Genomic DNA, 23,303 nt, shown 5'->3' with positions numbered 1-23,303 from the left:
GAGGACAAACAATTACGGATGAACTTAGCGTTCGGTGAGCTTGAGTTCGATACGGCGATTCTGCGAGAGGACGTCGGGCGTTTCGCCTTCGGCAATCGGCTGGAACTCCCCGAAACCGGCAGCAACCAGGCGGTTCGCAGGCACGCCCCTTGAGATCAGGTATTTGACGACCGAGGTGGCACGCGCCGACGAAAGCTCCCAGTTGTCCCGGTACCGTCCTGTGCCGGTGAGCGGCGAAGCATCGGTATGCCCATCGACCCGGAGCACCCAGTTGATCTCGGCTGGAATTTCCTGCGCCAGTTCGAGTACGGCCGCCGCCAGCTTGTCCATCTCCGCCTGACCGGCACCATCGAGATCGGCACCACCAACTGGGAAGAGCACTTCCGACTGGAAGACGAAGCGGTCGCCGACGATCCGGATGTTCTCGCGATCCGACAGGATTTCGCGGAGACGGCCGAAGAAGTCGGAGCGATAGCGGTTGAGCTCCTGAACACGCTGGGCAAGCGCCACGTTGAGACGCCGTCCGAGATCGGCGATGCGCGTCTGCGATGCCTGATCCTTGGCCTCGGACGCCTGCAGCGCCTCTTCGATGGCCGCGATCTGCGACCTGAGCGCCGCGATCTGCTGGTTGAGCAGCTCGATCTGGCTCATCGCCCGGGCACTCACCTGCTTTTCCGCATCGAGCTCTTCCGTCAGCCGGCCCATCTTGGCATTGGCGACATCGGCCGATCCCGCTCCACTGTCGAGCAGTTCCTGAAGGCGCGACCGTTCGGTCTCCGACGAGGCAAGCGACGATTGCAGCGACGCCAGCATATCCTCGAGATCCTGCTTTCCGCTCTTTTCGAGCGCCAGAAGCTGCGTCAGTTCGGCGATCTGGCTGTTCAGCCGGTTGAGCACCTCATCCTTGCCGGAGATCTCTCGGCCCAGGATGAACTGCGCAACCACGAAGACCGTGAGCAGAAACATGATCGCAAGCAGAAGCGTCGACAGGGCGTCGACGAAACCCGGCCAGTAGTCGATCCCGCGCTCGCGGCGACGGTTGCGGCCGAGCGCCATTTACTTGTTGCTCCCGCTGATCTTGTCGTTCAGCCGGTCGAGCGTCTTGCGCATGGCGCGAGCATCCTCCTGCTGCGCCTCGATCCAGTCGCGCAGCATCTGCTGTTCGTTGCGCATGTTCTTGACCAGCCCCTGAATACCTTCGGCCAGACCCGCGATCGCAGCGACAGAACGGTCATTCCCCTCCCGGTTCGAGAGCTTCTGGATCTCCTCGACGAGGAGGCGGATGTCGTCACTCGCAACGGCTGCAGACGCCTCGGATACCGTGCCACGCTCCGAATCCACATCGGTGACGGAGGACAGCCAGTTTTCCAGCTCGATGTAGAACCGGTTCTGCGCACGCCCTGCCTGCAAGTCGAGGAAGCCGAGGATCAACGAGCCCGAGAGACCAAGCAGCGAGGACGAGAAAGCCGTGCCCATGCCGGCAAGCGGTGCGCTGAGGCCTGACTTCAGCGATTGCAGCACATCATTGCTGTCGCCGGAGGCCGGATCGAGCGAGGCGATCACCTCATTGATCGAACCGATCGTGCCAAGCAGACCCCAGAAGGTGCCGAGCAGACCGAGAAAGACAAGGAGGCCAATCAGATAGCGGCTGGTGTCGCGCGATTCGTCGAGGCGTGTGCCGATCGAATCGAGGATGGAGCGCAGCGCGGTCGTCGAGATCGCCATCGAGCGGCGGCCGCCGATCAGCGCGCGCATCGGCGCCAGCAGCTTCGGGTCGCGGCCGACAAGCGTCGCATTGTCACCAGCGGCACGGAAGGAATTGAACCAGCGGACTTCCGGTCGAAGTGCCAGCACCTGGGCAAAGACAAGGATGATGCCGACGGCGAGAACGCCGAGGATCAGGCCGTTCAGGCCGGGGTTGGTGATGAAGGCCGCATGCGCCTGGCGATAGAGGATGGCGGCGATGAAACACACGATGATCAGGAAGATCACCATCGTCGTGAAGAAGGGCATCGGGCTGGAGAGTTTCTGGCCGTATGCTCCCGGACGGGTTTCACCCACCTCGAGATCCTCCAACTTCACTTTCGCCATGATACGCTCAACCTCCGGGGAATCTTGGACCCGGAGGCTAGTGCAAAATTGAGACGAATTGAAGCCGCGGAGGTTGGGAAAATTTTCCCTATACAGTAATCAGGACTGCGGCACCGGGCGGTTGACGACCTCTTCCAGCGCCTTGCGGATGTATTCGTTGCCGGCAAGTACGGTGCCGTTTTCGAACATCTCCTGGCCGCCCTTCATGTCGGAAACAAAGCCACCGGCTTCCTTGATCAGGAGAATACCAGCCGCGATGTCCCAGGAATTCAGCTGCGCTTCCCAGAAGCCGTCGAGACGGCCGGCGGCAACATAGGCGAGGTCGAGCGCAGCAGCGCCCATGCGGCGAACGCCAGAGACTTCGCCCATCACGTGGCGCAGCTCAACGAGGAACTTGCCGTGCTGGCCGCGGCCGAGATGCGGTACGCCACAACCGATGACGCAGTCGGACAGAACCTTGCGCGCGCCGACGCGGATGCGGCGGTCGTTGAGGAAGGCGCCGCCGCCCTTTTCCGTCGTGTAGAGTTCATCGGTCGCCGGGTTGAAGATCACGCCAGCGACGATTTCGCCATTGCGCTCCAGCGCAATCGAGACGGCGAACTGCGGAATGCCATGCAGGAAGTTGGTCGTGCCGTCGAGCGGATCGACGATCCAGCGATGCGCGCCGTCGGTGCCCTTGATCTCTTCGCCTTCCTCGCCGAGGAAGCCATAGGTCGGACGGGACTTGAGCAGCTCTTCACGCACGATCTTCTCGGCCCGGAAATCGGCCTGCGAGACGAAGTCGCCTGGGCCCTTCACCGAAACCTGCAGGTTCTGCACTTCGCCGAAATCGCGCGACAGCGACTTGCCGGCCTTGAGGGCAGCCTGGACCATGACATTGAGAAGGGCGGAGCGGGCCATTGATCGAAATCCTTGAAACTGGGAGGCACCGGAGGGCGGCGACCGTAGCAGCACGCGATGGCGGCGGCATTTGGCCGGTTCAAGACCACAAATGCCGCCAGAATTCAAGGGGGATAGCTATTCCGGCCCATGCACCAGCGTCAGATGAGCCCTGCAGCCAGCGTGACGATCACGCCCGAGCCTATCGCGAGCAAAGTCGCGCCCGCCAGTCGGGCAGCAAAGCCCTTGGTGCCGATCGCAGCCGCATAGACGACCTTGGCCACCATGTTCGAGGCAATGGCAATGCTGATGGCAATGGTCGCAACCTCGACTGAGAGCGTCGGCAGCATGCCGACAACCGTCACCGTCGCCGCATCCACATCGGCCAGGGCCGTCAGCCCTGATACCGCATAAAGGCCTGCATCTCCGAAAATCTGGCTGGCCGCCCGCGCCAGAAAGGCGATGACGGTGATCATCAGCGCCATCTTGAGCACCTGGAGCAGTTCAAAAGGATTGGTCGGCAGGGCGGCCTCAGAACTCGCGCCTCTGCGTGCGACGAGAGAGACGGCCACTACCATCATCAGAGCACCGGCAACGAGAAGGCCCCAGAGCAGCCGCTCCGCAAGGGCGGGTGCCAGCGCAAGCAGCAGCAAGCCGGTGCGCACCAGCGACACGCTCCCGGCCGCAATCGCGCCGGCGGCCGGCCCTGCAGCGCCATCTGCGACCACTAGGCTTTGCCGCGCCATGGCAAGCGTGCTGGCCGTGGAAGAGACAAGGCCACCCACGGCTCCGGCCACGAGATCACCGCGCCCGCCACCGATGAGGCGCACCGCGACATAGCCGACGAAGGAGATCGAAGCGAGCATGATGACCAGGATCACCAGGCTGCGCGGGGAGACACCGCCGAAGGGACCGTAGGGGCTGGCCGGAATGAGCGGCAGAAGCACGAACCCCATGGCCAGGAGCACGACGGCCGAGCGCAATTCGATCCAGGTGAGCCGCCGGATCGCGCCATGCAGGAACTCGCGACTGGCAAGCACCGTGACCATGGCGGCACCCGCTGCGGACGCCGCAGCCATATCGCCCAGCACAGCAAGCGCTCCAAGTCCGAAAGTGGTGATCCCGGCAATGACGGTCGTTGCGCTGAACGAACCCTCGGCCCGGGCCTCCATCAGGCCGAAACGCAGCATGACCATGGCAACCGCGAGCAGGAAGCTCGCGACAACGAGACCGGAGATGCCATCTGGCGTCAGGCCCTGATCCAGCAACCCGGCGATCCCGCCCGTCATGCCGATCAGGGTGAAGGTGCGGATGCCGGCGATCCGCGCGCCTTCCGGCTCCTCACGTTCACGCCAATGCCGTTCGACGCCGACGGCAGCACCGATGGCGAGTGCCAGACCAAGACCTTGCAAGATATCGATGAGACCCATGACCGCCGCCCTCCCCGTGCTTATACGCTCCTCATCGAGACTTGGTATAGAGCGGCAGAGCGGGCTGCGTCAGGTTCGCCGGAACCTGTTGGCGAGATCGATCGCCTGTTTCTGCTGCTCTTCGTTGAGACCGAGATAGAAATCCTCGAGCCCCGGATCCTTCAGACCCGCACGGCGCGACAGCACATACCACTTGGCCGCCTCGACCGGGTCGGGCTTTGTCCCGAGCGCATTGATGTAGAGATGGGCGATGCGGTTCTGCGCCACCACATTGCCGCGCGCAGCCGCAATGCTCAGCCAGCGATAGCCGGCCTCATAGTCGCGCGGGCCATTGTAGCCATTGACCAGCCAGAGCCCGATATCGAGCTGAGCGGTATCGAAGCCCGCCCGTGCGGCCCGCATCATCCATTCCCGCGCCCGCGACTTCTTCTCGTCCGGCACGTCCTTCAGCGCCGAATAGACCTGCGCCAGCGCATATTGCGCATCGGCAATGCCCTGCTCGGCCGCCTTTTCATAATAGGGCATGGCAGCCGTCAGCCCGCGCACGCCGGGTGTGCCGGCAACGAGGATCTGCGCCCAGTTGAACTGGGCAGATGCATTGCCGGCGTCCGCCGCGCGGCGCATGTAGTCATCTGCCTTCGCCTTGTCCTGCGGGACCTCCCGGCCCTCCATCAGGAGCAGGGCATATTTGAACATTGCGGCGGGATCACCGCCCTGAGCCGCCTGACCATACCAGAAGGCCGCGCCCTTCAGGTCGCGCTTGACGCCGAGACCGCGTGACATGATCTCCGCCAGCAGCGTCTGCGCTGCGGGATCCCCGAGCTGTGCACGCGGCAAGGCCTTGTCGACGGCCGTGAGAAACAGCCCGCGCTGGAAGGCGCCGTAAGCGTCGTCAGGCTTGCCTTCATAGGCCTTTTCCGCCGGCACGTCCGGCAAGGGGGCGCCCATGCGCAGATAGATATTGATGCCCTGCAACTCATCGGGCTTGTCGCCCGCGGTCGGCTTGGCACCCTTCGTCACCGGCAAGGTGGAATCCAGATCGCCACGATCGAGCTTGTTGGCATCCCCGGTACTGCTGCTGTCGCGCGTGCCGCGTTCGATCTCGCCCGCATCGGATGGATCCGCCGGCAGGATCGCCGGCTGCTCACCAATCGCGATACCATCCTCGCTCTCCTGCGCGCTCGAAGGCGTGCCCACAGCAAGGCATGCCCCGGCGAGTGCGGCGAGAATCAGACGGTGGAGGGACGAGTTTGAACGCATGAGGCGGTTCAAGCCTCAAACCGTGGCGCTTTTTCGTCAAGCTCTGCATTCACACGAGTCACGATTGCGGCAGCCTGGGCAGGATCGGCAAACACGGCGTTTCCAAGCGCCACAAATTCCACACCGCTCTCGGCAACGACGACCGCCGAGGAAGGATCGCTACCGCCCATGACGATGGCGGGAATCTCGATCATCGACGACCACCATTCGCCAAGCGCGATGTTTTTCGAATGGGCTTCCGGCTTGATGTCACCGTCGATCTTGCCGAAGAAGATGTAGTCGGCCTGGATCTCTCCCATCTCCAGCGCATGGTGACGGTCCATGGCATTGCCGCCACCGACGATCAGCTTCGGCACATGCTTCTCGACCGCCTCTGCGAGTGCAGCGGCATTTCCGGAGATGTGCAGGCCATCGGCCTTGACGCGCCCGGCCACACGGCTGTTGTCGACGATCAGCGCCGCCGCGCCCGCTTCCTGGATGACGGGCACCAGCATTTCCGCATGTTTCTGGAACACGGTGTCATCGAGTTCGTATTGCGGGATGATGACCGAGGCCACGTCGCCGCCACGCAAGGCGTTGCGCAACACCTCCGTGCGCTCGGCAGGATCAGCGATATCTGGAACGATGAGGACGAGGCGGCAGCGGTCTTCGGTCATGCGCGGTGTTTCCGTGTGCGGGACGGGTCCGTTTCTGCGGATTTCGTCCTCGTTTTCTCTAGACAAATCCGATAGACCGCTCTTCCGAAAGGATCAACCGCGCAATGCTGACAGACCCGAACTTCTATGCCGTCGCCATTCCCGCTGTTGCCCTTGTCGGCCTGTCGAAAGGTGGTCTCGGTGGCGCTTTTGCGCTGATCGGCGTGCCGCTGCTGGCCTTTGCCGTACCGCCCATGCAGGCCGCCGCCATCTTCCTGCCGATCCTTCTGGTCATGGACGCCGTGGCACTCTGGGCTTGGCGCCATCACAACAACCGCGCAACCCTGATAGCCATGCTGCCGGGCGCCGTGATCGGCATCGGGCTCGGCTGGGCCACCTCCACCTATGTATCGGCGGATGCCATGCGCCTTGTCCTCGGCGCGATATCGGTCGTCTTTGCGCTCAAATACTTCCTTGAAAGTTGGCTGGCCTACAAGGGCAAGGAAACTGAAGCGGTCGGCGAACGGCCTGTCGCCGGCTCCTTCTGGGGCTCGATTGCCGGCTATGCGAGTTTCGTTGCCCATGCCGGTGGCCCGCCCTTCCAGATCTATGTCCTGCCGCTGAAGCTCGACCCGCTCACCTATACCGGCACCTCGACGCGCTTCTTCGCCATCCTCAATGCGATCAAGGTCATCCCCTATTTCGCGCTTGGCGAACTGGATGCGACCAATCTCAGTCTATCAGGCGCGCTCCTGCCGGTCGCACTCATCTCGACGCTCGCCGGCGCGCGCCTCGTGCATTACCTGAAGCCGCAGCTTTTCTACCCCCTGATGTACGGCATGGTGCTGATCGCCGGCAGCAAGCTTCTCTGGGATGGCACGCGCGGACTGACCGGCATTTGAAGCAGACATCCGTGCTGGCAAAGCCTATGCTGCGCCGCACATCTGCGCTTGCCGCCGAGGGACCTTTGACATAACCTTTTAGCCATGACGAACGCAGACCCGTTCATGGCGATTGCAGACCCGAACCGGCGACATATCCTCGAGGATCTGCGGCGGGGGGAAAAGACCGTCAACGAACTGGCGGGCCAGCTGCCGATCAGCCGCCCGGCCGTCTCCCAGCACCTGAAAGCCCTGCTCGACAGCGGCCTGGTGCATGTGCGTTCCGAAGGCACCCGGCGCATCTATTTCATCAACCGCCCGGGCTTTGACCGGATGAACATGTGGCTCGACCAGTTCTGGTCCTGAGCCCTTTCTGCCCTCCACCCAACAGGCAAAATAAAAGCCCCGAAGTCGTGTGAACTCCGGGGCCAAGGGTGGGATATTGGCTGCTTCATGAATACATCGGGATCGGTCTTTGGGTCCGCCTGATCCCGGCGCAGCCGGAAGGGTGGTATCAGTGGCGTGTGGAGGCCCTCAGGCGTTCCATTTCATCCTTGAGGCGCAGTTTCAGGCGCTTCAGCTCGGCGATGTGCCGGTCATCAACGGAGGGAGATGCAAGTGCGTCATGGAGTTTGTCCTCCAGGGCTCCGTGCTTCTTCTGCAGCGATTCAAGATGAGCCTGTATGGTCATTTGATGCGTCCTTCCTTCTCGCCTACCTCCAACCCTCATCCGCTGGAGTTTCAGGCTTTGCGAAGATAATGTGACACGAGAAATGCGGTTTGTCGAAGGCGAACTGGGCAAAAACGACCATCAAAAACCAAGACAGGGATAACTTCCCGTTACCGGTATTTGGTGATAGGAGCTTGCGCGAATCTTCCGGGCATCCTTAAAGGATGGGCAAAACGGCGATATGGGGAATAAGCATGGCCGATCAGGAACAGGCTGACGTCAGGCTCTCGTTGGCGCGGCTCCGCCAGGAGCATGAAGACTACGATGCCGCGATCAACGCCATGATCTCCGTCGGCTGCGACGCCCTGCGAATTCAGCGCATGAAGAAGAAGAAACTGTCCATCAAGGACAAGATCACGGCGCTTGAAGACCAGATCATCCCTGACATCATTGCGTGACACGGAAGGATCCGAGATGACCGCTGAGTGCCCGCCCGTCGCCATCATCATGGGAAGCCAGTCCGACTGGGAGACCATGAAGAATGCCGCAGACACGCTCGACGCACTCGGCGTCTCCTATGAAGCCCGGATCGTTTCGGCACATCGCACGCCCGACCGCATGTATGCTTTCGCCAAAGGAGCCCGCGACGAAGGCTTCAAGGTGGTGATCGCGGGGGCCGGCGGCGCAGCCCACCTGCCCGGCATGGTCGCGTCTCTGACAACACTTCCCGTCTTCGGCGTACCCGTTCAGTCGAAATCGATGTCCGGCCTCGACAGCCTTTACTCGATCGTCCAGATGCCGGCCGGCATTCCCGTCGGCACATTGGCCATCGGACGCGCAGGCGCCGTCAATGCCGCCCTGCTCGCCGCCCGTGTTCTGGCCGTCTATGACGACGAACTGGCTGATCGCCTCGACGAATGGGTCGAGCGGCAGACGGCATCCGTCGCCGAATATCCCGTGGACGAGGCCCCATGACCATCCGCACCATCGGCATCATCGGTGGCGGCCAGCTCGGCCGTATGCTGGCCATGTCTGCCGCCCGCCTGAACTTCCGCACCGTGATCCTCGAGCCTCAGGTCGACAGCCCGGCCGCGCAAGTGGCGAACCATCAGGTCACCGCCGCCTATGACGACCCGGCAGCACTTGCCGAGCTCGCCCGCCTCTGCGACGTCGTCACCTACGAATTCGAAAACGTGCCGGTGACCGCCGCCGAGACACTTGCCGCAAGCGTGCCCGTCTATCCGCCACCGAAGGCACTTGAAGTTGCCCAGGACCGCGTGACGGAAAAGCGCTTCCTCAACGCGTCGGGCATCGAGACGGCCCGTTTCCACGCCGTGGACAGTCAGGCCGACCTCGAAGCAGCCCTCGCAGACTTCAGCGGTGAAGGTGTGTTAAAGACCCGCCGCCTCGGTTACGACGGCAAGGGCCAGAAGGTCTACCGCAAGGGTGAAGCCGCCGACGGCGGTTATGAAGCCCTGGGCTCCGTCCCGCTGATTCTCGAAAGCTTCGTGCCCTTCGTCCGCGAGATCTCGATCATCGCCGCCCGCGGCACCGATGGCGAAGTCCGCTGCTACGACCCGACCGAGAACGTTCACCGCAACGGCATCCTGCACACCTCGACCCAGCCAGCCGCCATCACGCCGGAGACGGCCAAGGCCGCCCGTGAGGCTGCGACCAAGCTGCTCGACGGCCTCGGCTATGTCGGCGTTGTCGGCATGGAGTTCTTCGTGCTGGAGGACGGGAGCCTGATCGCCAACGAGATCGCGCCCCGCGTCCACAATTCCGGCCACTGGACGGAGGCCGCCTGCGTCGTCTCGCAGTTCGAGCAGCACATCCGCGCGGTCGCCTCTCTGCCGCTCGGTGACACCGTACGCCACTCCGATTGCGTGATGACGAATCTGATCGGCGACGACATCGATTCTGTCCCCGCCTGGCTCTCAAAGCCCAACGTGCTCGTCCATCTCTACGGCAAGACGGAAGCCAGACCCGGCCGCAAGATGGGCCATGTCACCGAAATCCTGCCGTTTCGCGACTGATTTTCCCGGTTTTTTAGCCTGATGGGTCCCGCATTTTCCGCCGGGCATGTTGACATCAAGGCCTCCCTCGGGCTAATTGCCGCCAACTCTTCAGGGGCGCGCCCAGCGGCGCGCTTTTGATTGTTTGAACACAGTGGGTGAATGACACATTCCCCGACAATCGTTGTGGACCAGAAAAATGAAGATCAAGAACTCGCTGAAAGCGCTTAAGGCCCGTCATCGCGACAACCGTCTGGTTCGCCGCAAGGGCCGTATCTACATCATCAACAAGCAGAACCCGCGCTTCAAGGCTCGCCAGGGCTGATGCCCCGGGATCTCAGGATCCCATGAGCCGGACGGACTGCCCGCTGCATCTGCGGCGTGTTGATATCGGAAATTTGAGTTTGAAAGACGGCGCTGAGGGACTACCTTCCCTGTATGCGCCGTTTTTCTTTGCGACTCGCCCTCAGCCACCTGCTCGTTCCCGCCCTGCTCACGGCAGGTAGTGTCTCAGCGCAGGCACCCGAAGACCAGGGCGGCGCGCAAGCGACCCAGGCTCCTGTCGAACAGATCCCGCTGAAGCCGCCGGCCAAGCCCAAGACTGTTGACGACCTGCTGGCCGAGCTGAAACGGGAGCGCAATCCCCAGGCCGCCCGCCAGATCGCCAATTCCACGATGGCCACCTGGAGCGAATCGTCGAGCCCGACGATCAATCTGCTCATGCAATGGTCTGCCAAGGCAGCCGGTGAAAAGCGAAATGCTGCGGCCCTCGACTTCATCGACCAGGCCATCATCCTCGAACCCGATTTTGTCGGTGCCTGGAACCAGCGCGCGACGCTTCACTTCACCATGGGCAATTACCAGAAGTCCGTCTCGGACATCGAAAAAGTCCTCGAACTCGAGCCTCGCCATTTTGGCGCCATCGCCGGCCTTGCGGGCATCCTCACCGAGCGCGGCAGCAAGGATGCGGCTTTGAAGGCCTGGGAACGCTACCTGGACATCTTCCCCGCCGATCGTGAGGCCCAGGAGATCGTCTCGAAGCTCTCGGAAGAACTGGCCGGCCAGCGGACGTAAGGCAGCATCGACCTCCCTTGACGAACGGCACTGCAGCACGATCTTGTTGCCATATCGTCCAGCTCGGAAGCTTCGCTCTTGCTCCTCCCCCGTATCGGTCTCGCCTTGCTCGTCATCCTCCTCATCCTCATCGCCGTGCTCGCGGCCCTCGCCATCGCCACCCAACTCCGGGCGCGCGCCATCGAGGCCGAGGCGCCGAACGTCGGCGAACTAACCGATGTCGGCGGCTTCAGCCTGAACGCCCTCCACGTGCCCGCAGGCCCCGACGCAGACCTGCCGCCCATCGTCTTCATCCACGGCGCCTCCGGTAACCTCAGGGACCAGACCGGCGCCTTCCTGGAGCCTCTGCGCGGTCGTGCCGAGCTTCTTTTCGTTGACAGGCCGGGACACGGCTATTCCGAGCGCGGCGGGCCGGAGAACGACACGCCGGATGGCCAGGCGAACGCGATTGCGAGGCTGATGGAAAAGAAGGGCATCGAACGAGCGATCATCGTCGGCCATTCCTTCGGCGGCGCGATCACCGCAAGCTTCGGCGTGCTGCATCCTGATAAAGTCGAGGGTCTGGTCTTCCTCGCCGCCGCCACCCATCCCTGGCCCGGCGGCGTCGACTGGTACTATCACCTCGCCTCCGCCCCAGTGATCGGCCCGATCTTCTGCCATACGCTGGCTTTGCATGCAGGCATGATGCGCATCGAGCCGGCGACGGATCATGTCTTCGCACCGAATCCACGCCCTGACACCTATCTCGCAAACACGGGCCCTGCCCTCGTCCTGCGCCCCTCGACCTTCCGCTCCAACGCAAAGGATGTGGCGGGCCTGCATGCCTATGTGAGCACCTTCGCCCCCCGCTACCGCGAGATCGCCAAGCCGACGGTGGTGATCACCGGTGACGCCGACGAAATCGTGCTGGAGGAAATCCATTCGAAGGGCCTCGCCCGCGACATCGCAGGCTCTGAACTCGTCTGGATCGAAGGCCTTGGCCACAAGCCGGACTATATCGTGACAGATATCGTTATCGCTGCCCTTGAGAAGATCGCCGGCGAGACACGCGACCTGCAGGCCATGGCGCGTGCAGTGGAGCCTATGCTGGCGGCAACACGCGTGGAACCGGTGGGGACCGCCCCTTCCCTTCAGGCTGGCCAGTAGCCGCCATGAAAAAAGCCGCCCGAAGGCGGCTTTTCCAATTCTAGTATTTAGGCGGGGATCAGATCCCTGTCTGACCATCCGAGCCGATATAGGCAATACGCAGCATGTTGGTCGAGCCAGGCGTACCGAGCGGCACACCGGCCGAGATGATGATGCGATCGCCAGGCTTGCCGAAGCCTTCGTCCACGACGATGCGGCAGGCACCGTTGACCATCTCGTCGAGATCGGTCGGCTCCGAAGACACGACGCAATGCAGGCCCCAGACCACCGAAAGACGACGCGCGGTCTGGATGACTGGCGACAGCGCGATGATCGGCACTTCCGGACGCTCGCGCGAGGCACGCAGACCGGTATTGCCCGAAGACGTGTAACAGACGATCGCCTGAAGGCGCAGCGTCTCGGCAATCTGGCGGGCAGCGAGAGAGATGGCATCAGCACCTGTCGCTTCCGGCTGGGCGCGCTGGGCGTAGATGATGCCCGGATAGTGCGGCTCGCGCTCGACCGTATGGGCGATGGACGCCATGGTCGCAACGGCTTCGACCGGATATTGGCCGGAAGCCGACTCGGCGGACAGCATGATCGCATCGGCGCCTTCGAAGACGGCGGTCGCAACGTCGGAGACTTCGGCGCGGGTCGGGACAGGTGCGGTGATCATCGATTCCAGCATCTGGGTCGCGACGACAACAGGCTTGCCTTCGCGGCGGCAGGCGCGGATCAGCTGCTTCTGGATGCCAGGCACGCGCTCGAGCGGCATTTCAACGCCAAGGTCACCACGAGCGACCATCAGGGCGTCGGACAGCGCGATGATCTCGTCGATGCGCTCGATGGCCTGCGGCTTTTCGATCTTCGACATCAGGCCGACGCGGCCCTTGGCGATCTTGCGGACTTCCGCCAGATCTTCCGGACGCTGGATGAAGGAGAGCGCCACCCAGTCGACGTCATTGGTCGCGAGCACGGCGTCGAGGTCGGCGCGGTCCTTGTCGGTCAACACGCCGGTGGCGAGGATCGTGTCGGGCAGGCTCACGCCCTTGCGGTCGGAAATCTTGGTGCCGGAGACGACTTCGGTCACGATCGTCTTGCCATCGCATTTGACGGCCTTCAGGTGGAGCTTGCCGTCATCGATCAGCAGGCGGTCGCCCGGCTTCACCGATTCGAGAATTTCCGGATGCGGCAGGTAGACGCGGGTCGCGTCGCCGGGCGCTTCGTTGCTGTCGAGGGTGAAGGTCTGGCCGGCCTTCAGCTCGACGGTAGTTTCGGCAAACTTGCCCACACGCAGCTTCGGTCCCTGCAGGTCGGCGAGGATGCCAATCGGGCGCCCACAGGCTGCCTCAACACTGCGAATGCGCTGGATGAGCGTCCGCAGCATCTCATGGCTCGAATGGCTCATATTGATGCGGAAAAGATCAGCCCCGGCTTCGTGGAGCTTCCGGATCATCGCTTCGTCGGAAGATGCGGGACCAAGCGTGGCGAGGATCTTTACTTTGCGGTTTCGCTTCATCAGTTCTGGCTTTCCTGGGTGCCCGACGTATCGGACAGCTGGACCATCCAGCTCCCCTGCCTGCCGGTGTCGTATTCCTTGAATCCCATCTGCTGATAACCGCGTGCGAAGCAGTCCTTCACGCCAACGATCTTGAACTCGTTTTCGGCGACACACATGTTGATGTCACCAGTCCATCGACCACCGCGGGCGGCATCCTCAGCATAGAGATAATAGTAACGCGATTGGAGTTCGCCCTCGATCAGCGTGGCGCAGGTGCCGGCCGGAACCTGCCACCAGCCTTCCGTAATCCAGCCCTCTTCCGCCCGGTAGCCGACGGCGACGCCGACAAGGTTCGGTGTGCCGTTGCAGACACGGAACTCGGCATGGGCGGCATCGGCTGCCAGCAGTGGCGAAAACAGCGCACCCGCGATCAGGAGGGGCTTCAGAAAACGTGCCTTGGCACGGTCAAAAGTCTGTCTGATCGAGTGATGCACGATTGCCGCCGGAACTCCAAAAATGCGCATGGGATGCCTTCTTGCGATGCTGACCAGAGAATGTCAACGCAACTCTAATCGATTATATTTTCTGTCTTTGGTCAGTACTGGAACCTATATGTCCGATCTTGGCACAAACGTGACAGCCATGAAAGCTTGCGCTCCCCCATTCCCCATGCGATCAAGCGGCTGTAGCAGACGATGGCTTCAAACTGATGAATGTTTCCCCCGTTTTTGAGATTTTAGAAGGCCGCCTCGATGCCGGCCTCGTGCTTCTCGCCGACCACGCCACCAACATTGTTCCCGAGCCCTATGGCCGCCTTGGCCTGCCGGACAGCGCCTTTGGCCGCCATATCGCCTACGACATCGGCATCGAGCCGCTCACTCGGCAGCTTGCGGCACGCCTCGGTGTGCCGGCGGTGATGTCGCGCTTCTCCCGCCTGCTGATCGATCCGAATCGCGGCGAGGATGACCCGACCATCATCATGCGCATATCGGATGGCGCCATCATTCCCGGCAACCATCCGATCACGCCGGAGGAATGGCAGCACCGCATCGCGACCTATCACCGCCCTTATCACCAGGCCGTCTCCGAGGTCATCGCCAGCGTCGCCGAAGCTTCGGGCAAGGCGCCGCTTGTGCTCTCGCTGCATTCCTACACACCGGCCTGGAAAGGCGTGCCGCGTCCCTGGCATGCCGCCGTTCTCTGGGATACCGACGAGCGGGCAGTGCGCCAACTGATCGATGGCCTTGAAGCATCGGGCGACATCCTTGTGGGCGACAACGAACCCTATGATGGCGCCTTGAAGGGCGACACCATGTATCGTCACTGCATGGTGACAGGCATCCCGCATGCGCTGCTGGAGGTCCGGCAGGATCTGATCGGGGACGACGCCGGCGTCGCCGCCTGGGCTGATCGCCTCGCGCCAATCTTCGAGCGCCTCAATGCCGACCCGATGCTCCACGAGTATCAGATCCATGCCTCGCGCACCGGCCCTTACCCTATCCAGCCAATCGCGCCCTGAAGGAGGACTGCATGACGCTCCCCACCAAGGACCAACAAACCGAACTCGAAGCCGCCGCTTTCCGTCGGCTCGTTTCCCATCTGCGCAATCGCCCCGAGGTCCAGAACATCGACCTGATGAACCTCGCCGGCTTTTGCCGAAACTGCCTGTCGAACTGGTACCTGGACGCCGCGAAGGAAACCGGCCTCGACCTCACAAAGGACGAGAGCCGCGAGATCGTCTACGGCATGCCCTATGAAGAATGGAAGGCGCTGCACCAGCGCGAGGCAAGCAACGACCAGCAGCAGGCCTTCGAGAAGAACCGCCCGAAGGAATGATCACGTCCCCGAGCTTTGGGGCTTGACGCGGACGCCGCTTCGCGGCACGTGATCGCCACGAAAACCCACCTCAAGAATGCCATCCCTGCAATGAAGGAGATTGCCCATGTCTGATGCCGCTCACGGCGTCGCCCGCGACCAGCTCCGTGCCTTTGTCGAACGCATCGAGCGCCTGGAAGAAGAAAAGAAGACCATCGCCGACGACATCAAGGACGTCTACGGCGAAGCCAAGTCCATGGGCTTCGACACCAAGATCCTGAAGAAGGTCATTGCGCTGCGCAAGAAGGACGACCAGGAGCGCATGGAAGAGGATCTGATCCTCGACACCTACCTGCACGCGCTCGGCATGATCGAGAGCCCGCCGGAAGGCTGAGCGACATCTCGAAAGCCAACAAAAAACCCGCCAATCCGGCGGGTTTTTTATTGTCTATCAACTGGCTGATTTGACGATCAGGGAGCGCCGAAGCGGCTCGGGTCGATGGTTGTCGCATCGAGACGGAAGCCATCGGGAACCGCCGTGGCAGGAGCCACCAGCGAACGCGACACGACGCGGGGCGCCTTGACCGGCTTGGAGACGGCGTCGAACTTGCCCTGGTTCAGGGCCCACTGCTCGATCATGCCCTTGGTGAGCTTGGTGCCACCATACATGGCCATGTGCGCACGTTCTGCATCTTCCTGGCCCGGGCGACCGCCCTTCTTGGGCAGCGAGGCATCGGCATTCGGCACGGCGTCGGACGGAGCGTCGAACATGTCGCCGAACTGCGTCGTGGTTTCCACGGCCGTCGTTTCCTGCGGGATCGATGCGACCTCGACGGGCTTCTGGGCGGGAGCCGGGGCTTGCTCGGGAGCCGCCGTCAGCTCAGCCTGGACAGGCGCGCTGGACGGGATCGGGGCTGCCATTTCCGGAATGGTGCTGTCTTCAAGTGCGGCGGCCGCTTCCGGCGACAGGATCGCCTGCTCGACCTCGTCCACCTCGGCTTCGGCTTCAGCCTGCGAGGAGGCAAGGAGCGCCTCGGCCACCTGCGGACGCGCCGCGGGAACCGGAACAGCCATACCCTCCGCCAAAAGCATGGCTTCGGAACTCGGGTCGATCGAGGCGGTCATGACGCCCTGCTCTGCGCCGCCAGCCTGCGGCCGCGGATTGAGAAGCGTCGGCACTGGTACGGTGGTCAGAGAAGCAAGATCGGCGAACTCATCCGTTGGCGCGGAGGCCGGAACCGGAACACCGCTTGCGACCTGCTGGAGGGCGTCCTCGGCCGCGTTGCGCGGCGGCTGGTAAAGAGCCACGGCGAGGCTGTTGTCAGCCGGGCGCAGTGAAGGCCGCGCCTGCGGAACGGGCGCATCGGCAGCATCCACACCCGGAAGCGCATTGGCGACCATCACGGGCTCGGAAGCGGTTACGACAGGCTGCTCGCGCGGTGCGGCGGGAGCCTGCTGCGGCTGTGCCACGGAAGGACGAGCGGCGGGTTCCGGAACATCCTCGACTTCATCCTCGTCGCCACCGCCGAACAGCATGGCGAGGAAATTGCGCGGACGCGAAGACGACTTTTCCTCAGCGATCATGACGGTATTGCCGGAGGCAACGCGGCGCTTGTACTCTGCGAGCGCCTGCTGATAGCCCGGCAGCGGCTTGCCGTCAGCGGGAATATGCACGGTCTTGCCGTCCGGGAAGAGGCGGACGAGATCCTGGCGGTTCATGCGCGGCCAAGCGCGCACGCCTGCAACGTCCATGTGCACGAAGGGCGAACCGGAATTGGGGTAGTAACCGACGCCACCGGCCTGCATCTTCACGCCGAGTTCGCGCAGCGTCTTCAGCGGAACGCCAGGGATGTAGAAGTCCATTGCCGTGCCGCGCATGTGCTGGCTTTCCTTGGCAACCCCCTTCGAGCGCGAACGCAGCATCGAGTTGGTGGCCGGAGAGCGATAGGCCGAGACGACCTTGATGTAGCCCTTGGCGCGCGACTGGCGATAGACTTCCCAGACTAGGTCGAAGAGGCGCGGGTCCATCTTCGTCGGTTCGTTGCGACGCCAGTCACGGAGAATATAGTTGAGCTGTTTCAGACCCTTGGGGTCATAGCGGCCATTGCGCTTGAAGGTGATCGATGCGCGTTCGCCGGTGTGGACGAATTCGATATTGAGTGTGCGGCTTTCGGCCTGCGCCGAACCAACGCTGCCCAAGAGACCACCGAAAGCCATCAGAAGGACGGCAGACAGCGAAAAAAGCAGCCTCGCTGCCAACTGCGCGGACGCAAGCCGGGTTTTGCGCCCGCTTTGCGTATGGAGCGCGCTGATGTCCTGCGATGCCTGCAATGCAATCCCCGTCCGAAAGACTACGTCCCACGCCAACCGAAATGAACGTCAAATGCGGTCATACCATGGCAAATTTGCCACATCCGCACAAGCTGTCCATTTATAGTGAACGCTTGCCTAACAAATGCTTAGCCCTTTGGTAGGCGATTAAGCTTACCCCAGAGTTAACATCGAACGGTTGAGGCAAATCAAGCGGCATCCTTCTGCGGATCGTCGGGATCGATTCCGTAATCCTTGAGCTTGCGGTAGAGCGTCGAGCGCCCGATGCCCAGCTTTCGCGCCACCTGGCTCATCTGGCCCCGGTAGAATTTCAGCGCGAAACGGATCAGTTCCTCCTCGATTTCAGCGAGCTTGCGCACATTGCCGGCCTCGTCGGTGCTGACGATAACATTGCCGGATGCGCCGCCACTGAAACCTGTGGATGGAGCCTGATAATTGCCCACAAGACCCGCCGCCCGCTCGGCAAGAGCCGCCTGCACCTTGGCAATCGGGCTCTGCTCCGGAACGGATGGCTGCGCATCCGGACCGGTCGTGCCGCTGCGATTGTCTTTCATCTGGGCCGAGATCTGCGGGAAATCCGCCTCGCGAAGGCTCACACCATCAGCCAACACGACGGCGCGGAAGATCGCGTTCTCGAGTTGCCGCGTATTGCCTGGCCAGTCGAAGGAGGTGAGCAGCGCAAGCGCCGATGATTCCACCTGAAGCGTCCTCGGCAGACGTTGCTCCAGCGAGAAACGCTCGACAAAGGCCCGGATCAGATGCGGGATGTCTTCCTTGCGTCGGCGCAGCGAGGCAATCGTGATCGGGAAGACGTTGAGACGGTAATACAGGTCCTCGCGGAAACGCGCGGCCTTGACCTCTTCGATCAGGTCCTTGTTGGTGGCAAGGATCAGTCGGACATTGGCCTTCACCGAACGCTGCTGACCGCCACCATGGACTTCGCCCGTCTGCACAAGCTCCAGCAGCCGCATCTGACCCCCGGGCGGCAACTCACTGATTTCCTCAATGAAAAGCGTGCCGCCTTCGGCCTCGGAAAGCTTGCCGATCTGGCTTTCGCTGCCGAACAGCACCTCTTCGATCTGGGCCGGAGAAATGGAATTGCAGTTGAACCCGACGAATGGCCGCGACGAACGATCGCTTGCGGCATGAATGGCGCGCGCGACCAGTTCCTTGCCGACACCCGCCTCCCCTTCAAGCATGACGGGGATGGTCGATTGCGCTGCCCGGCGGCCGAGTTCGACAACGCGGGACATGGCGGCACTTGCAGCAATCACATCGGCGAAACTCACCGACCCACTGCGGGCCCGACGTGGCGCCCTGCCCTGCAGGCTGGTGCGATGGATCTTGAGCGCGGATTCGATGGCGCCGATCAGCCGCTCCTGGGCGATCGGCTTGACCAGAAAGTCGAAAGCGCCGGCACGGACCGCATTAAGCGCCGTCTCCGTTGCACCTTCGGCAGTTCCGACGATCACAGGCACCGCCGCGTTGATCTCGGCCAGCATGGGTATGATGTTGGGGTTCAGGCCCTCGGCGGATGCCGCATCGATCACAACGACACCTATGGCGTCGCGATGGCGGCGGAAAAGGTCGATGCCGGCATGCGCGGTATCGGCGACATGGACGGCGTGGCCGTGCGCCTCGATCGCAGCCTTCATGCTGCGGCGCTCGGTAGCATCTTCATCGATGAGTAGAATCTGTGCGGTCAACTTGCGCTCCCCGGGGCTGTTTCGGCGCATTCGCGCTCCTGGGTTATCGCGGGGAGACTGCCAGAAAGGCCTGAAGATGTTCTTGGGAGAAAGCCTCGCATTTTAACGGTCCTTAACCGTTTCTGGCACAATCCACAGGTGTCTCGGTGCGTGCGAACACGGATGTCGCACCATGGCGGCACACCCGGCTGCTTGCCGATCCGCAGGCGACTGACTACATCTCCGGAACGAAGAGAAGAAAGGACATCGCCATGACGATCGACCGCCGCCCCACCCTGAGCCCCGCCCACCCGGCTTCCGCCAGCGGAAATCAGAACCTCGGCGACCTGCCCGTCTGGAAGCTGGACGATCTCTATCCGGGCCAGACCTCGAGCGAATTCCTCGGTGCCGTCGAAAAGGCGGGATCGGATGCGCTTGCCTTCGAGACCAAATGGAAGGGCAAGCTTTCGATTGCGCTCGAAACCGTTGGCGAGAACTCGCTGGCCCAGGCCCTTCGCGAAATGGATGCGCTTGAAGACCTGCTAGGCCGCATCGCCTCCTATGCCGGCCTCACCTATTATTCCGACATGACCAATCCGGCGAACGGCAAGTTCTTCGGCGACATTCAGGCCAAGCTGACCGACATGTCGTCCCGGCTCCTCTTCTTCCCACTGGAAATGAACCGTCTGGCCGACGATGCGGTCGACGCCGCCATGGACCGCGACCCGGCGCTTGGTCATTTCCGCCCCTGGATCGTCGATCTGCGCAAGGACAAGCCCTTCCAGCTCGACGACCGGATCGAGCAGCTTTTCCTCGAGAAATCGCAGACCGGCGCCGCCGCCTTCAACCGCCTCTTCGACGAGACGCTCGCTTCGCTGCGCTTCAAGGTCGGCGAGGAGGAAATGCCACTTGAGCCGACGCTGACGCTTCTGCAGGACGCCGATCCGGAAAAGCGCCGCCAGGCGGCCGAAGCCCTGTCGAAGACCTTCAAGGACAATATCCGCATCTTCACCCTGGTGACCAACACGCTCGCCAAGGACAAGGACATCTCCGACCGCTGGCGCGGCTTTGAGGACATCGCCGATAGCCGCCACCTCGCCAACCGCGTCGAACGCGAAGTCGTCGATGCCCTGGCCGAGGCCGTACGCGAGGCCTATCCGCGCCTGTCGCATCGCTATTATAAGATGAAGGCGAAGTGGCTTGGCATGGACCAGATGAATTTCTGGGATCGCAACGCGCCGCTGGCCGAAACCCCTGACCGCCTGATTTCCTGGGATGAAGCCAAGGACATGGTGCTGTCGGCCTATGGCGGCTTTGCGCCTGAAATGGCCGAGATCGCCGGCCGCTTCTTCGACGGCGGCTGGATCGACGCGCCTGCCCGCCCGGGCAAGGCGCCGGGCGCTTTCGCCCACCCGACAGTTCCGTCCGCCCACCCCTATGTGCTGGTCAACTATCTCGGCAAGCCGCGCGATGTCATGACGCTGGCCCATGAGCTGGGCCACGGCGTGCACCAGGTGCTGGCAGGTGGCCAAGGCGCGATGATGTGCCAGACGCCGCTGACGCTTGCCGAAACCGCATCCGTCTTTGGCGAAATGCTGACCTTCCGCGCGCTCCTCGACAAGACGACCGACAAGCGCGAACGCAAAGCCATGCTCGCCCAGAAGGTCGAGGACATGATCAATACGGTCGTGCGCCAGATCGCCTTCTACCAGTTCGAACGCAAGATCCACACGGCCCGCAAGGAAGGCGAACTGACGGCCGAGAAGATCGGCGAATTGTGGCTCTCCGTGCAGCAGGAAAGCCTCGGGCCGGCAATCAAGATCTCGGAAGGCTATGAGACGTGGTGGGCCTATATCCCCCACTTCATCCACTCGCCCTTCTACGTCTATGCCTATGCCTTCGGCGACTGCCTGGTGAACTCGCTCTATGCCGTCTACCAGAACGCCGATCAGGGCTTCCAGGACAAGTATTTCGAGCTCCTGAAGGCCGGCGGCACCAAGCATCATTCGGAGCTTCTCGCTCCGTTCGGGCTCGATGCGACCGATCCGTCGTTCTGGGCCAAGGGACTGTCGATGATCGAGGGGCTGATCGACGAATTGGAAGCGCTAGATAAGGCAGCCTGAACCGGAGCCGCCGATATCCAATGCGTGACCACGCGCCCTATGCGCTCTTCCGCGACGACCGCGCGGGGACGAGCCTCGTCTTTGCCGAACCGGAGACGCTCGTCGTCGCTCGGACGGCGGACGAGGTCGAGCCTGCGCTCGCCACATTGGAAGCGCACCGGAAAGCCGGCAAATGGCTGGCGGGTTATCTATCCTATGAAGCGGGCTTCGTCTTCGAGCCTAAGCTGCGTCCTCTCGTGAAAAACGGCCGGGAAACCCCGCTCATCGCCATGGGGGTCTTCGCCGCGCCCGCACCGGCCGAACACCCGCTGGCTGAGGCCCCATCCAACATCCCGAACGCCCCCTTGCTCACCGAACCCAGAGCGGGCTGGGATTTCGAGACCTACCGCACCCGCTTCGATCGCCTGCATCACCATTTGCGCAAGGGCGACTGCTACCAGGCCAACCTGACCATGCCGGTCGAGGCCCGCTGGTCAGGCGATCCCCGCGCCGCCTTCTGGTCGCTGGTCGGGCGGCAGCCGGTGCATTACGGCGCACTGATCGATTTCGGCGATCCAGTTATCCTGTCCCGCTCGCCCGAACTCTTTTTCTCCGTGGACGACGACGGCTGGCTCGAAACCCGCCCGATGAAAGGCACGGCTGCCCGGGGTGCTACCCCGGAGGAAGACGAGGCGATCATCGCGGCCATGCTCGGCGACGAGAAGACGCAAGCCGAAAACCGCATGATCGTCGACCTCCTGCGCAACGATGTTTCGGTCATCTCCGAGGTCGGCACATTGTCCGTCCCCAAGCTCTTTGCCATCGAGACCTATCCGACCGTCCACCAGATGGTGAGCTATATCAGGGCAAAACTCTCACCCGGCATCGGCCTGGCCGAGATCATGGCCGCCCTCTTCCCCTGCGGATCCGTGACCGGCGCACCGAAAATGTGGGCGATGCGCATCCTGCATGAGCTCGAGGCCGGCCCGCGCGATATCTATTGCGGCGCGATCGGCTGGTGCGATCCAGCCGGCCCGATGCGATTTTCGGTTGCGATCCGTACGATCTCCCTTTTCAACGGAGGCCGCGCCGTCTTCAATGTCGGCGGCGGCATCGTCTTCGATTCGAAGGCGGAAGCCGAATACGAGGAATGCCTGTTGAAGGCGCGCTTTGCCGTGGGAGACGAATGGATTTCTCGCTGATCGAGACTTTGCGGTGGCAGCCGGACGCGGGTTTCCTGCGGCTCGACCAGCATTTGCGTCGCCTTTCCCGCTCGGCCGATGCGCTCGGCTTTCGCCAGCCGCAGGACGCGAAAGGCAAGCTTGAGAAGGAAGTCTCCGGCAGCGAACCTTTGCGCGTTCGCCTGGTCATGACCTATCGCGGCAAGATGGAGGTGACCGCCACGCCATTCGAGCCGGTGCCTGCGCAAAGCGTTTGGCGGCTGAAGATCGCCAAGACGCGGCTGCAATCCGAAGACAGCCTCTTCCGCCACAAGACCACCCGCCGCGAACCCTATGAAGCCGCGCGCGCCGAGTTCTCGAAGGATGAGGCCGACGAGGTGATCCTGCTCAACGAGCGCGGCGAGGTCTGCGAGGGCACGATCACCAACATCTTCGCCGAAGCTGCCGACGGCATTCTGCTCACACCGCCGCTTACCAGCGGGCTTTTGCCCGGCGTCTTGCGCGCCGAACTGATCCGCGAGCGAAAGGCGCGCGGCGAGGTGCTGAAACTCGATGACCTGCGCCACCGCAAACTCTTCGTCGGCAATTCTCTGCGCGGCCTGATCCCCGCCGAACTGGTCGAATAGGC

At 62.6% G+C, this 23,303-nt stretch carries 25 protein-coding genes; 14 read left to right on the top strand and 11 right to left on the bottom strand.

The genetic code is table 11. The annotated features are described in order from the left end of the window. Positions 1-24 precede the first annotated feature (24 nt). The 6 genes from AC02Y0_RS03000 to AC02Y0_RS02975 form a co-directional block, all read right to left on the bottom strand. A complete protein-coding gene (locus AC02Y0_RS03000) occupies positions 25-1,056 on the bottom strand; it encodes a peptidoglycan -binding protein (RefSeq protein ID WP_102018361.1) in 1,032 nt (343 codons plus the stop codon). Next, the gene (locus AC02Y0_RS02995) at positions 1,057-2,091 is read right to left on the bottom strand and encodes a flagellar motor protein MotA (protein ID WP_476382295.1); all 1,035 of its coding nucleotides are present in this window, start codon (positions 2,089-2,091) and stop codon (positions 1,057-1,059) included. It abuts the gene before it with no gap. 99 nt (positions 2,092-2,190) lie between these two features. Continuing rightward, positions 2,191-2,991: an inositol monophosphatase family protein gene (locus AC02Y0_RS02990; RefSeq protein ID WP_444556342.1), complete on the bottom strand. Its 801-nt coding sequence runs from the start codon at positions 2,989-2,991 to the stop codon at positions 2,191-2,193. A 140-nt stretch (positions 2,992-3,131) separates the two neighbouring features. Beyond that, on the bottom strand, positions 3,132-4,400 hold the full coding sequence (locus AC02Y0_RS02985) for an MgtC/SapB family protein (protein ID WP_476382293.1): 1,269 nt from the start codon (positions 4,398-4,400) through the stop codon (positions 3,132-3,134). A gap of 69 nt (positions 4,401-4,469) precedes the next feature. Then, on the bottom strand, positions 4,470-5,660 hold the full coding sequence (locus AC02Y0_RS02980) for a tetratricopeptide repeat protein (protein ID WP_476382291.1): 1,191 nt from the start codon (positions 5,658-5,660) through the stop codon (positions 4,470-4,472). Between the two features lie 8 nt (positions 5,661-5,668). After that, positions 5,669-6,316 (bottom strand): thiamine phosphate synthase, encoded by a 648-nt coding sequence (locus AC02Y0_RS02975; protein WP_476382289.1) that lies wholly within the window; start codon positions 6,314-6,316, stop codon positions 5,669-5,671. A gap of 104 nt (positions 6,317-6,420) precedes the next feature. Between AC02Y0_RS02975 and AC02Y0_RS02970 the strand changes: the two genes are divergently transcribed. Together AC02Y0_RS02970 and AC02Y0_RS02965 are read left to right on the top strand one after the other, a co-directional pair. Continuing rightward, positions 6,421-7,197, top strand: coding sequence for a sulfite exporter TauE/SafE family protein (locus AC02Y0_RS02970; RefSeq protein WP_444556338.1), 777 nt, complete (start codon positions 6,421-6,423; stop codon positions 7,195-7,197). 84 nt (positions 7,198-7,281) lie between these two features. Next, positions 7,282-7,542 carry an ArsR/SmtB family transcription factor gene (locus AC02Y0_RS02965; RefSeq protein WP_102018368.1) on the top strand — a complete coding sequence of 87 codons (261 nt, stop codon included), beginning with the start codon at positions 7,282-7,284 and terminating at the stop codon, positions 7,540-7,542. Between the two features lie 148 nt (positions 7,543-7,690). On the opposite strand, the gene AC02Y0_RS02960 is transcribed toward AC02Y0_RS02965, so the two are convergent. Further along, a complete protein-coding gene (locus AC02Y0_RS02960) occupies positions 7,691-7,867 on the bottom strand; it encodes a YdcH family protein (protein WP_102018369.1) in 177 nt (58 codons plus the stop codon). Between the two features lie 233 nt (positions 7,868-8,100). Here AC02Y0_RS02960 and AC02Y0_RS02955 point away from each other — a divergent pair, with 233 nt between their 5' ends. The 6 genes from AC02Y0_RS02955 to AC02Y0_RS02930 all read left to right on the top strand — a co-directional run bounded on the left by AC02Y0_RS02955 (position 8,101) and on the right by AC02Y0_RS02930 (position 12,081). Beyond that, positions 8,101-8,304, top strand: coding sequence for a YdcH family protein (locus AC02Y0_RS02955; RefSeq protein WP_476382286.1), 204 nt, complete (start codon positions 8,101-8,103; stop codon positions 8,302-8,304). 16 nt (positions 8,305-8,320) lie between these two features. Continuing rightward, positions 8,321-8,821: a 5-(carboxyamino)imidazole ribonucleotide mutase gene (gene purE / locus AC02Y0_RS02950; RefSeq protein ID WP_102018371.1), complete on the top strand. Its 501-nt coding sequence runs from the start codon at positions 8,321-8,323 to the stop codon at positions 8,819-8,821. After that, positions 8,818-9,882: a 5-(carboxyamino)imidazole ribonucleotide synthase gene (locus tag AC02Y0_RS02945; RefSeq protein ID WP_476382284.1), complete on the top strand. Its 1,065-nt coding sequence runs from the start codon at positions 8,818-8,820 to the stop codon at positions 9,880-9,882. The genes purE and AC02Y0_RS02945 overlap by 4 nt, the downstream gene beginning before the upstream one ends. Before the next feature lie 178 nt (positions 9,883-10,060). Beyond that, positions 10,061-10,186, top strand: coding sequence for a type B 50S ribosomal protein L36 (gene ykgO / locus AC02Y0_RS02940; protein WP_006726873.1), 126 nt, complete (start codon positions 10,061-10,063; stop codon positions 10,184-10,186). A 113-nt stretch (positions 10,187-10,299) separates the two neighbouring features. Then, positions 10,300-10,935 (top strand): tetratricopeptide repeat protein, encoded by a 636-nt coding sequence (locus AC02Y0_RS02935; RefSeq protein ID WP_476382282.1) that lies wholly within the window; start codon positions 10,300-10,302, stop codon positions 10,933-10,935. Positions 10,936-11,040: 105 nt separating this feature from the next. After that, entirely contained in the window at positions 11,041-12,081 is a 1,041-nt protein-coding gene (locus tag AC02Y0_RS02930; RefSeq protein ID WP_476383952.1) for an alpha/beta fold hydrolase, read from the top strand. 58 nt (positions 12,082-12,139) lie between these two features. On the opposite strand, the gene pyk is transcribed toward AC02Y0_RS02930, so the two are convergent. Together pyk and AC02Y0_RS02920 are read right to left on the bottom strand one after the other, a co-directional pair. Beyond that, entirely contained in the window at positions 12,140-13,579 is a 1,440-nt protein-coding gene (gene pyk / locus AC02Y0_RS02925; RefSeq protein WP_102018374.1) for a pyruvate kinase, read from the bottom strand. Then, complete coding sequence (locus AC02Y0_RS02920) at positions 13,579-14,085, bottom strand: DUF1036 domain-containing protein (protein WP_102018375.1); 507 nt, start codon at positions 14,083-14,085, stop codon at positions 13,579-13,581. The genes pyk and AC02Y0_RS02920 overlap by 1 nt, the downstream gene beginning before the upstream one ends. A 185-nt stretch (positions 14,086-14,270) precedes the next feature. On the opposite strand from AC02Y0_RS02920, the gene AC02Y0_RS02915 reads away from it, so the two are divergent. The 3 genes from AC02Y0_RS02915 (at position 14,271) to AC02Y0_RS02905 (ending at position 15,770) form a co-directional block, all read left to right on the top strand. Then, positions 14,271-15,080: an N-formylglutamate amidohydrolase gene (locus AC02Y0_RS02915; RefSeq protein WP_476382280.1), complete on the top strand. Its 810-nt coding sequence runs from the start codon at positions 14,271-14,273 to the stop codon at positions 15,078-15,080. Between the two features lie 11 nt (positions 15,081-15,091). Next, entirely contained in the window at positions 15,092-15,397 is a 306-nt protein-coding gene (locus AC02Y0_RS02910; protein WP_476382278.1) for a DUF1244 domain-containing protein, read from the top strand. Positions 15,398-15,503: 106 nt separating this feature from the next. Then, positions 15,504-15,770, top strand: coding sequence for a DUF2312 domain-containing protein (locus AC02Y0_RS02905; RefSeq protein ID WP_054148241.1), 267 nt, complete (start codon positions 15,504-15,506; stop codon positions 15,768-15,770). A gap of 77 nt (positions 15,771-15,847) precedes the next feature. On the opposite strand, the gene AC02Y0_RS02900 is transcribed toward AC02Y0_RS02905, so the two are convergent. After that, positions 15,848-17,707: a peptidoglycan L,D-endopeptidase MepK gene (locus AC02Y0_RS02900; RefSeq protein WP_476382276.1), complete on the bottom strand. Its 1,860-nt coding sequence runs from the start codon at positions 17,705-17,707 to the stop codon at positions 15,848-15,850. A 188-nt stretch (positions 17,708-17,895) separates the two neighbouring features. Further along, positions 17,896-19,413 carry a sigma-54-dependent transcriptional regulator gene (locus AC02Y0_RS02895; protein ID WP_476382274.1) on the bottom strand — a complete coding sequence of 506 codons (1,518 nt, stop codon included), beginning with the start codon at positions 19,411-19,413 and terminating at the stop codon, positions 17,896-17,898. 251 nt (positions 19,414-19,664) lie between these two features. Between AC02Y0_RS02895 and AC02Y0_RS02890 the strand changes: the two genes are divergently transcribed. The 3 genes from AC02Y0_RS02890 to AC02Y0_RS02880 are packed head-to-tail and all read left to right on the top strand — an operon-like array spanning position 19,665 to position 23,301. Next, positions 19,665-21,515, top strand: coding sequence for a M3 family oligoendopeptidase (locus tag AC02Y0_RS02890; protein ID WP_476382273.1), 1,851 nt, complete (start codon positions 19,665-19,667; stop codon positions 21,513-21,515). A gap of 20 nt (positions 21,516-21,535) precedes the next feature. Next, positions 21,536-22,696 carry an aminodeoxychorismate synthase component I gene (locus tag AC02Y0_RS02885; protein ID WP_476382271.1) on the top strand — a complete coding sequence of 387 codons (1,161 nt, stop codon included), beginning with the start codon at positions 21,536-21,538 and terminating at the stop codon, positions 22,694-22,696. Then, positions 22,681-23,301, top strand: a complete 621-nt coding sequence (locus AC02Y0_RS02880) for an aminotransferase class IV family protein (protein ID WP_476382269.1) — start codon at positions 22,681-22,683, stop codon at positions 23,299-23,301. Before AC02Y0_RS02885 ends, AC02Y0_RS02880 begins: the two co-directional genes overlap by 16 nt. Positions 23,302-23,303: the final 2 nt, after the last annotated feature.

The organism is Allorhizobium sp. nf9_anc, assembly GCF_056323085.1.
Note: the sequence above shows the minus strand (reverse complement) of the source record. Positions and strands in the feature narration are given on the sequence as shown.

Excerpts from the sequence above, each read along its gene's own strand:
- AC02Y0_RS02890 (WP_476382273.1), top strand. The coding sequence starts at position 19,665 with ATGACGATCGACCGCCGCCCCACCCTGAGCCCCGCCCACCCGGCTTCC.
- AC02Y0_RS02945 (WP_476382284.1), top strand. The coding sequence starts at position 8,818 with ATGACCATCCGCACCATCGGCATCATCGGTGGCGGCCAGCTCGGCCGT.
- AC02Y0_RS02955 (WP_476382286.1), top strand. The coding sequence starts at position 8,101 with ATGGCCGATCAGGAACAGGCTGACGTCAGGCTCTCGTTGGCGCGGCTC.
- AC02Y0_RS02995 (WP_476382295.1), bottom strand. The coding sequence starts at position 2,091 with ATGGCGAAAGTGAAGTTGGAGGATCTCGAGGTGGGTGAAACCCGTCCG.
- AC02Y0_RS02920 (WP_102018375.1), bottom strand. The coding sequence starts at position 14,085 with ATGCGCATTTTTGGAGTTCCGGCGGCAATCGTGCATCACTCGATCAGA.
- AC02Y0_RS02965 (WP_102018368.1), top strand. The coding sequence starts at position 7,282 with ATGACGAACGCAGACCCGTTCATGGCGATTGCAGACCCGAACCGGCGA.
- AC02Y0_RS02935 (WP_476382282.1), top strand. The coding sequence starts at position 10,300 with ATGCGCCGTTTTTCTTTGCGACTCGCCCTCAGCCACCTGCTCGTTCCC.
- AC02Y0_RS02990 (WP_444556342.1), bottom strand. The coding sequence starts at position 2,991 with ATGGCCCGCTCCGCCCTTCTCAATGTCATGGTCCAGGCTGCCCTCAAG.
- AC02Y0_RS02880 (WP_476382269.1), top strand. The coding sequence starts at position 22,681 with ATGGATTTCTCGCTGATCGAGACTTTGCGGTGGCAGCCGGACGCGGGT.
- AC02Y0_RS02980 (WP_476382291.1), bottom strand. The coding sequence starts at position 5,660 with ATGCGTTCAAACTCGTCCCTCCACCGTCTGATTCTCGCCGCACTCGCC.
- AC02Y0_RS02885 (WP_476382271.1), top strand. The coding sequence starts at position 21,536 with ATGCGTGACCACGCGCCCTATGCGCTCTTCCGCGACGACCGCGCGGGG.
- AC02Y0_RS02960 (WP_102018369.1), bottom strand. The coding sequence starts at position 7,867 with ATGACCATACAGGCTCATCTTGAATCGCTGCAGAAGAAGCACGGAGCC.
- AC02Y0_RS02915 (WP_476382280.1), top strand. The coding sequence starts at position 14,271 with ATGAATGTTTCCCCCGTTTTTGAGATTTTAGAAGGCCGCCTCGATGCC.
- ykgO (WP_006726873.1), top strand. The coding sequence starts at position 10,061 with ATGAAGATCAAGAACTCGCTGAAAGCGCTTAAGGCCCGTCATCGCGAC.
- AC02Y0_RS02905 (WP_054148241.1), top strand. The coding sequence starts at position 15,504 with ATGTCTGATGCCGCTCACGGCGTCGCCCGCGACCAGCTCCGTGCCTTT.
- pyk (WP_102018374.1), bottom strand. The coding sequence starts at position 13,579 with ATGAAGCGAAACCGCAAAGTAAAGATCCTCGCCACGCTTGGTCCCGCA.
- AC02Y0_RS02910 (WP_476382278.1), top strand. The coding sequence starts at position 15,092 with ATGACGCTCCCCACCAAGGACCAACAAACCGAACTCGAAGCCGCCGCT.
- AC02Y0_RS02985 (WP_476382293.1), bottom strand. The coding sequence starts at position 4,400 with ATGGGTCTCATCGATATCTTGCAAGGTCTTGGTCTGGCACTCGCCATC.
- AC02Y0_RS02970 (WP_444556338.1), top strand. The coding sequence starts at position 6,421 with ATGCTGACAGACCCGAACTTCTATGCCGTCGCCATTCCCGCTGTTGCC.
- AC02Y0_RS02975 (WP_476382289.1), bottom strand. The coding sequence starts at position 6,316 with ATGACCGAAGACCGCTGCCGCCTCGTCCTCATCGTTCCAGATATCGCT.
- purE (WP_102018371.1), top strand. The coding sequence starts at position 8,321 with ATGACCGCTGAGTGCCCGCCCGTCGCCATCATCATGGGAAGCCAGTCC.
- AC02Y0_RS03000 (WP_102018361.1), bottom strand. The coding sequence starts at position 1,056 with ATGGCGCTCGGCCGCAACCGTCGCCGCGAGCGCGGGATCGACTACTGG.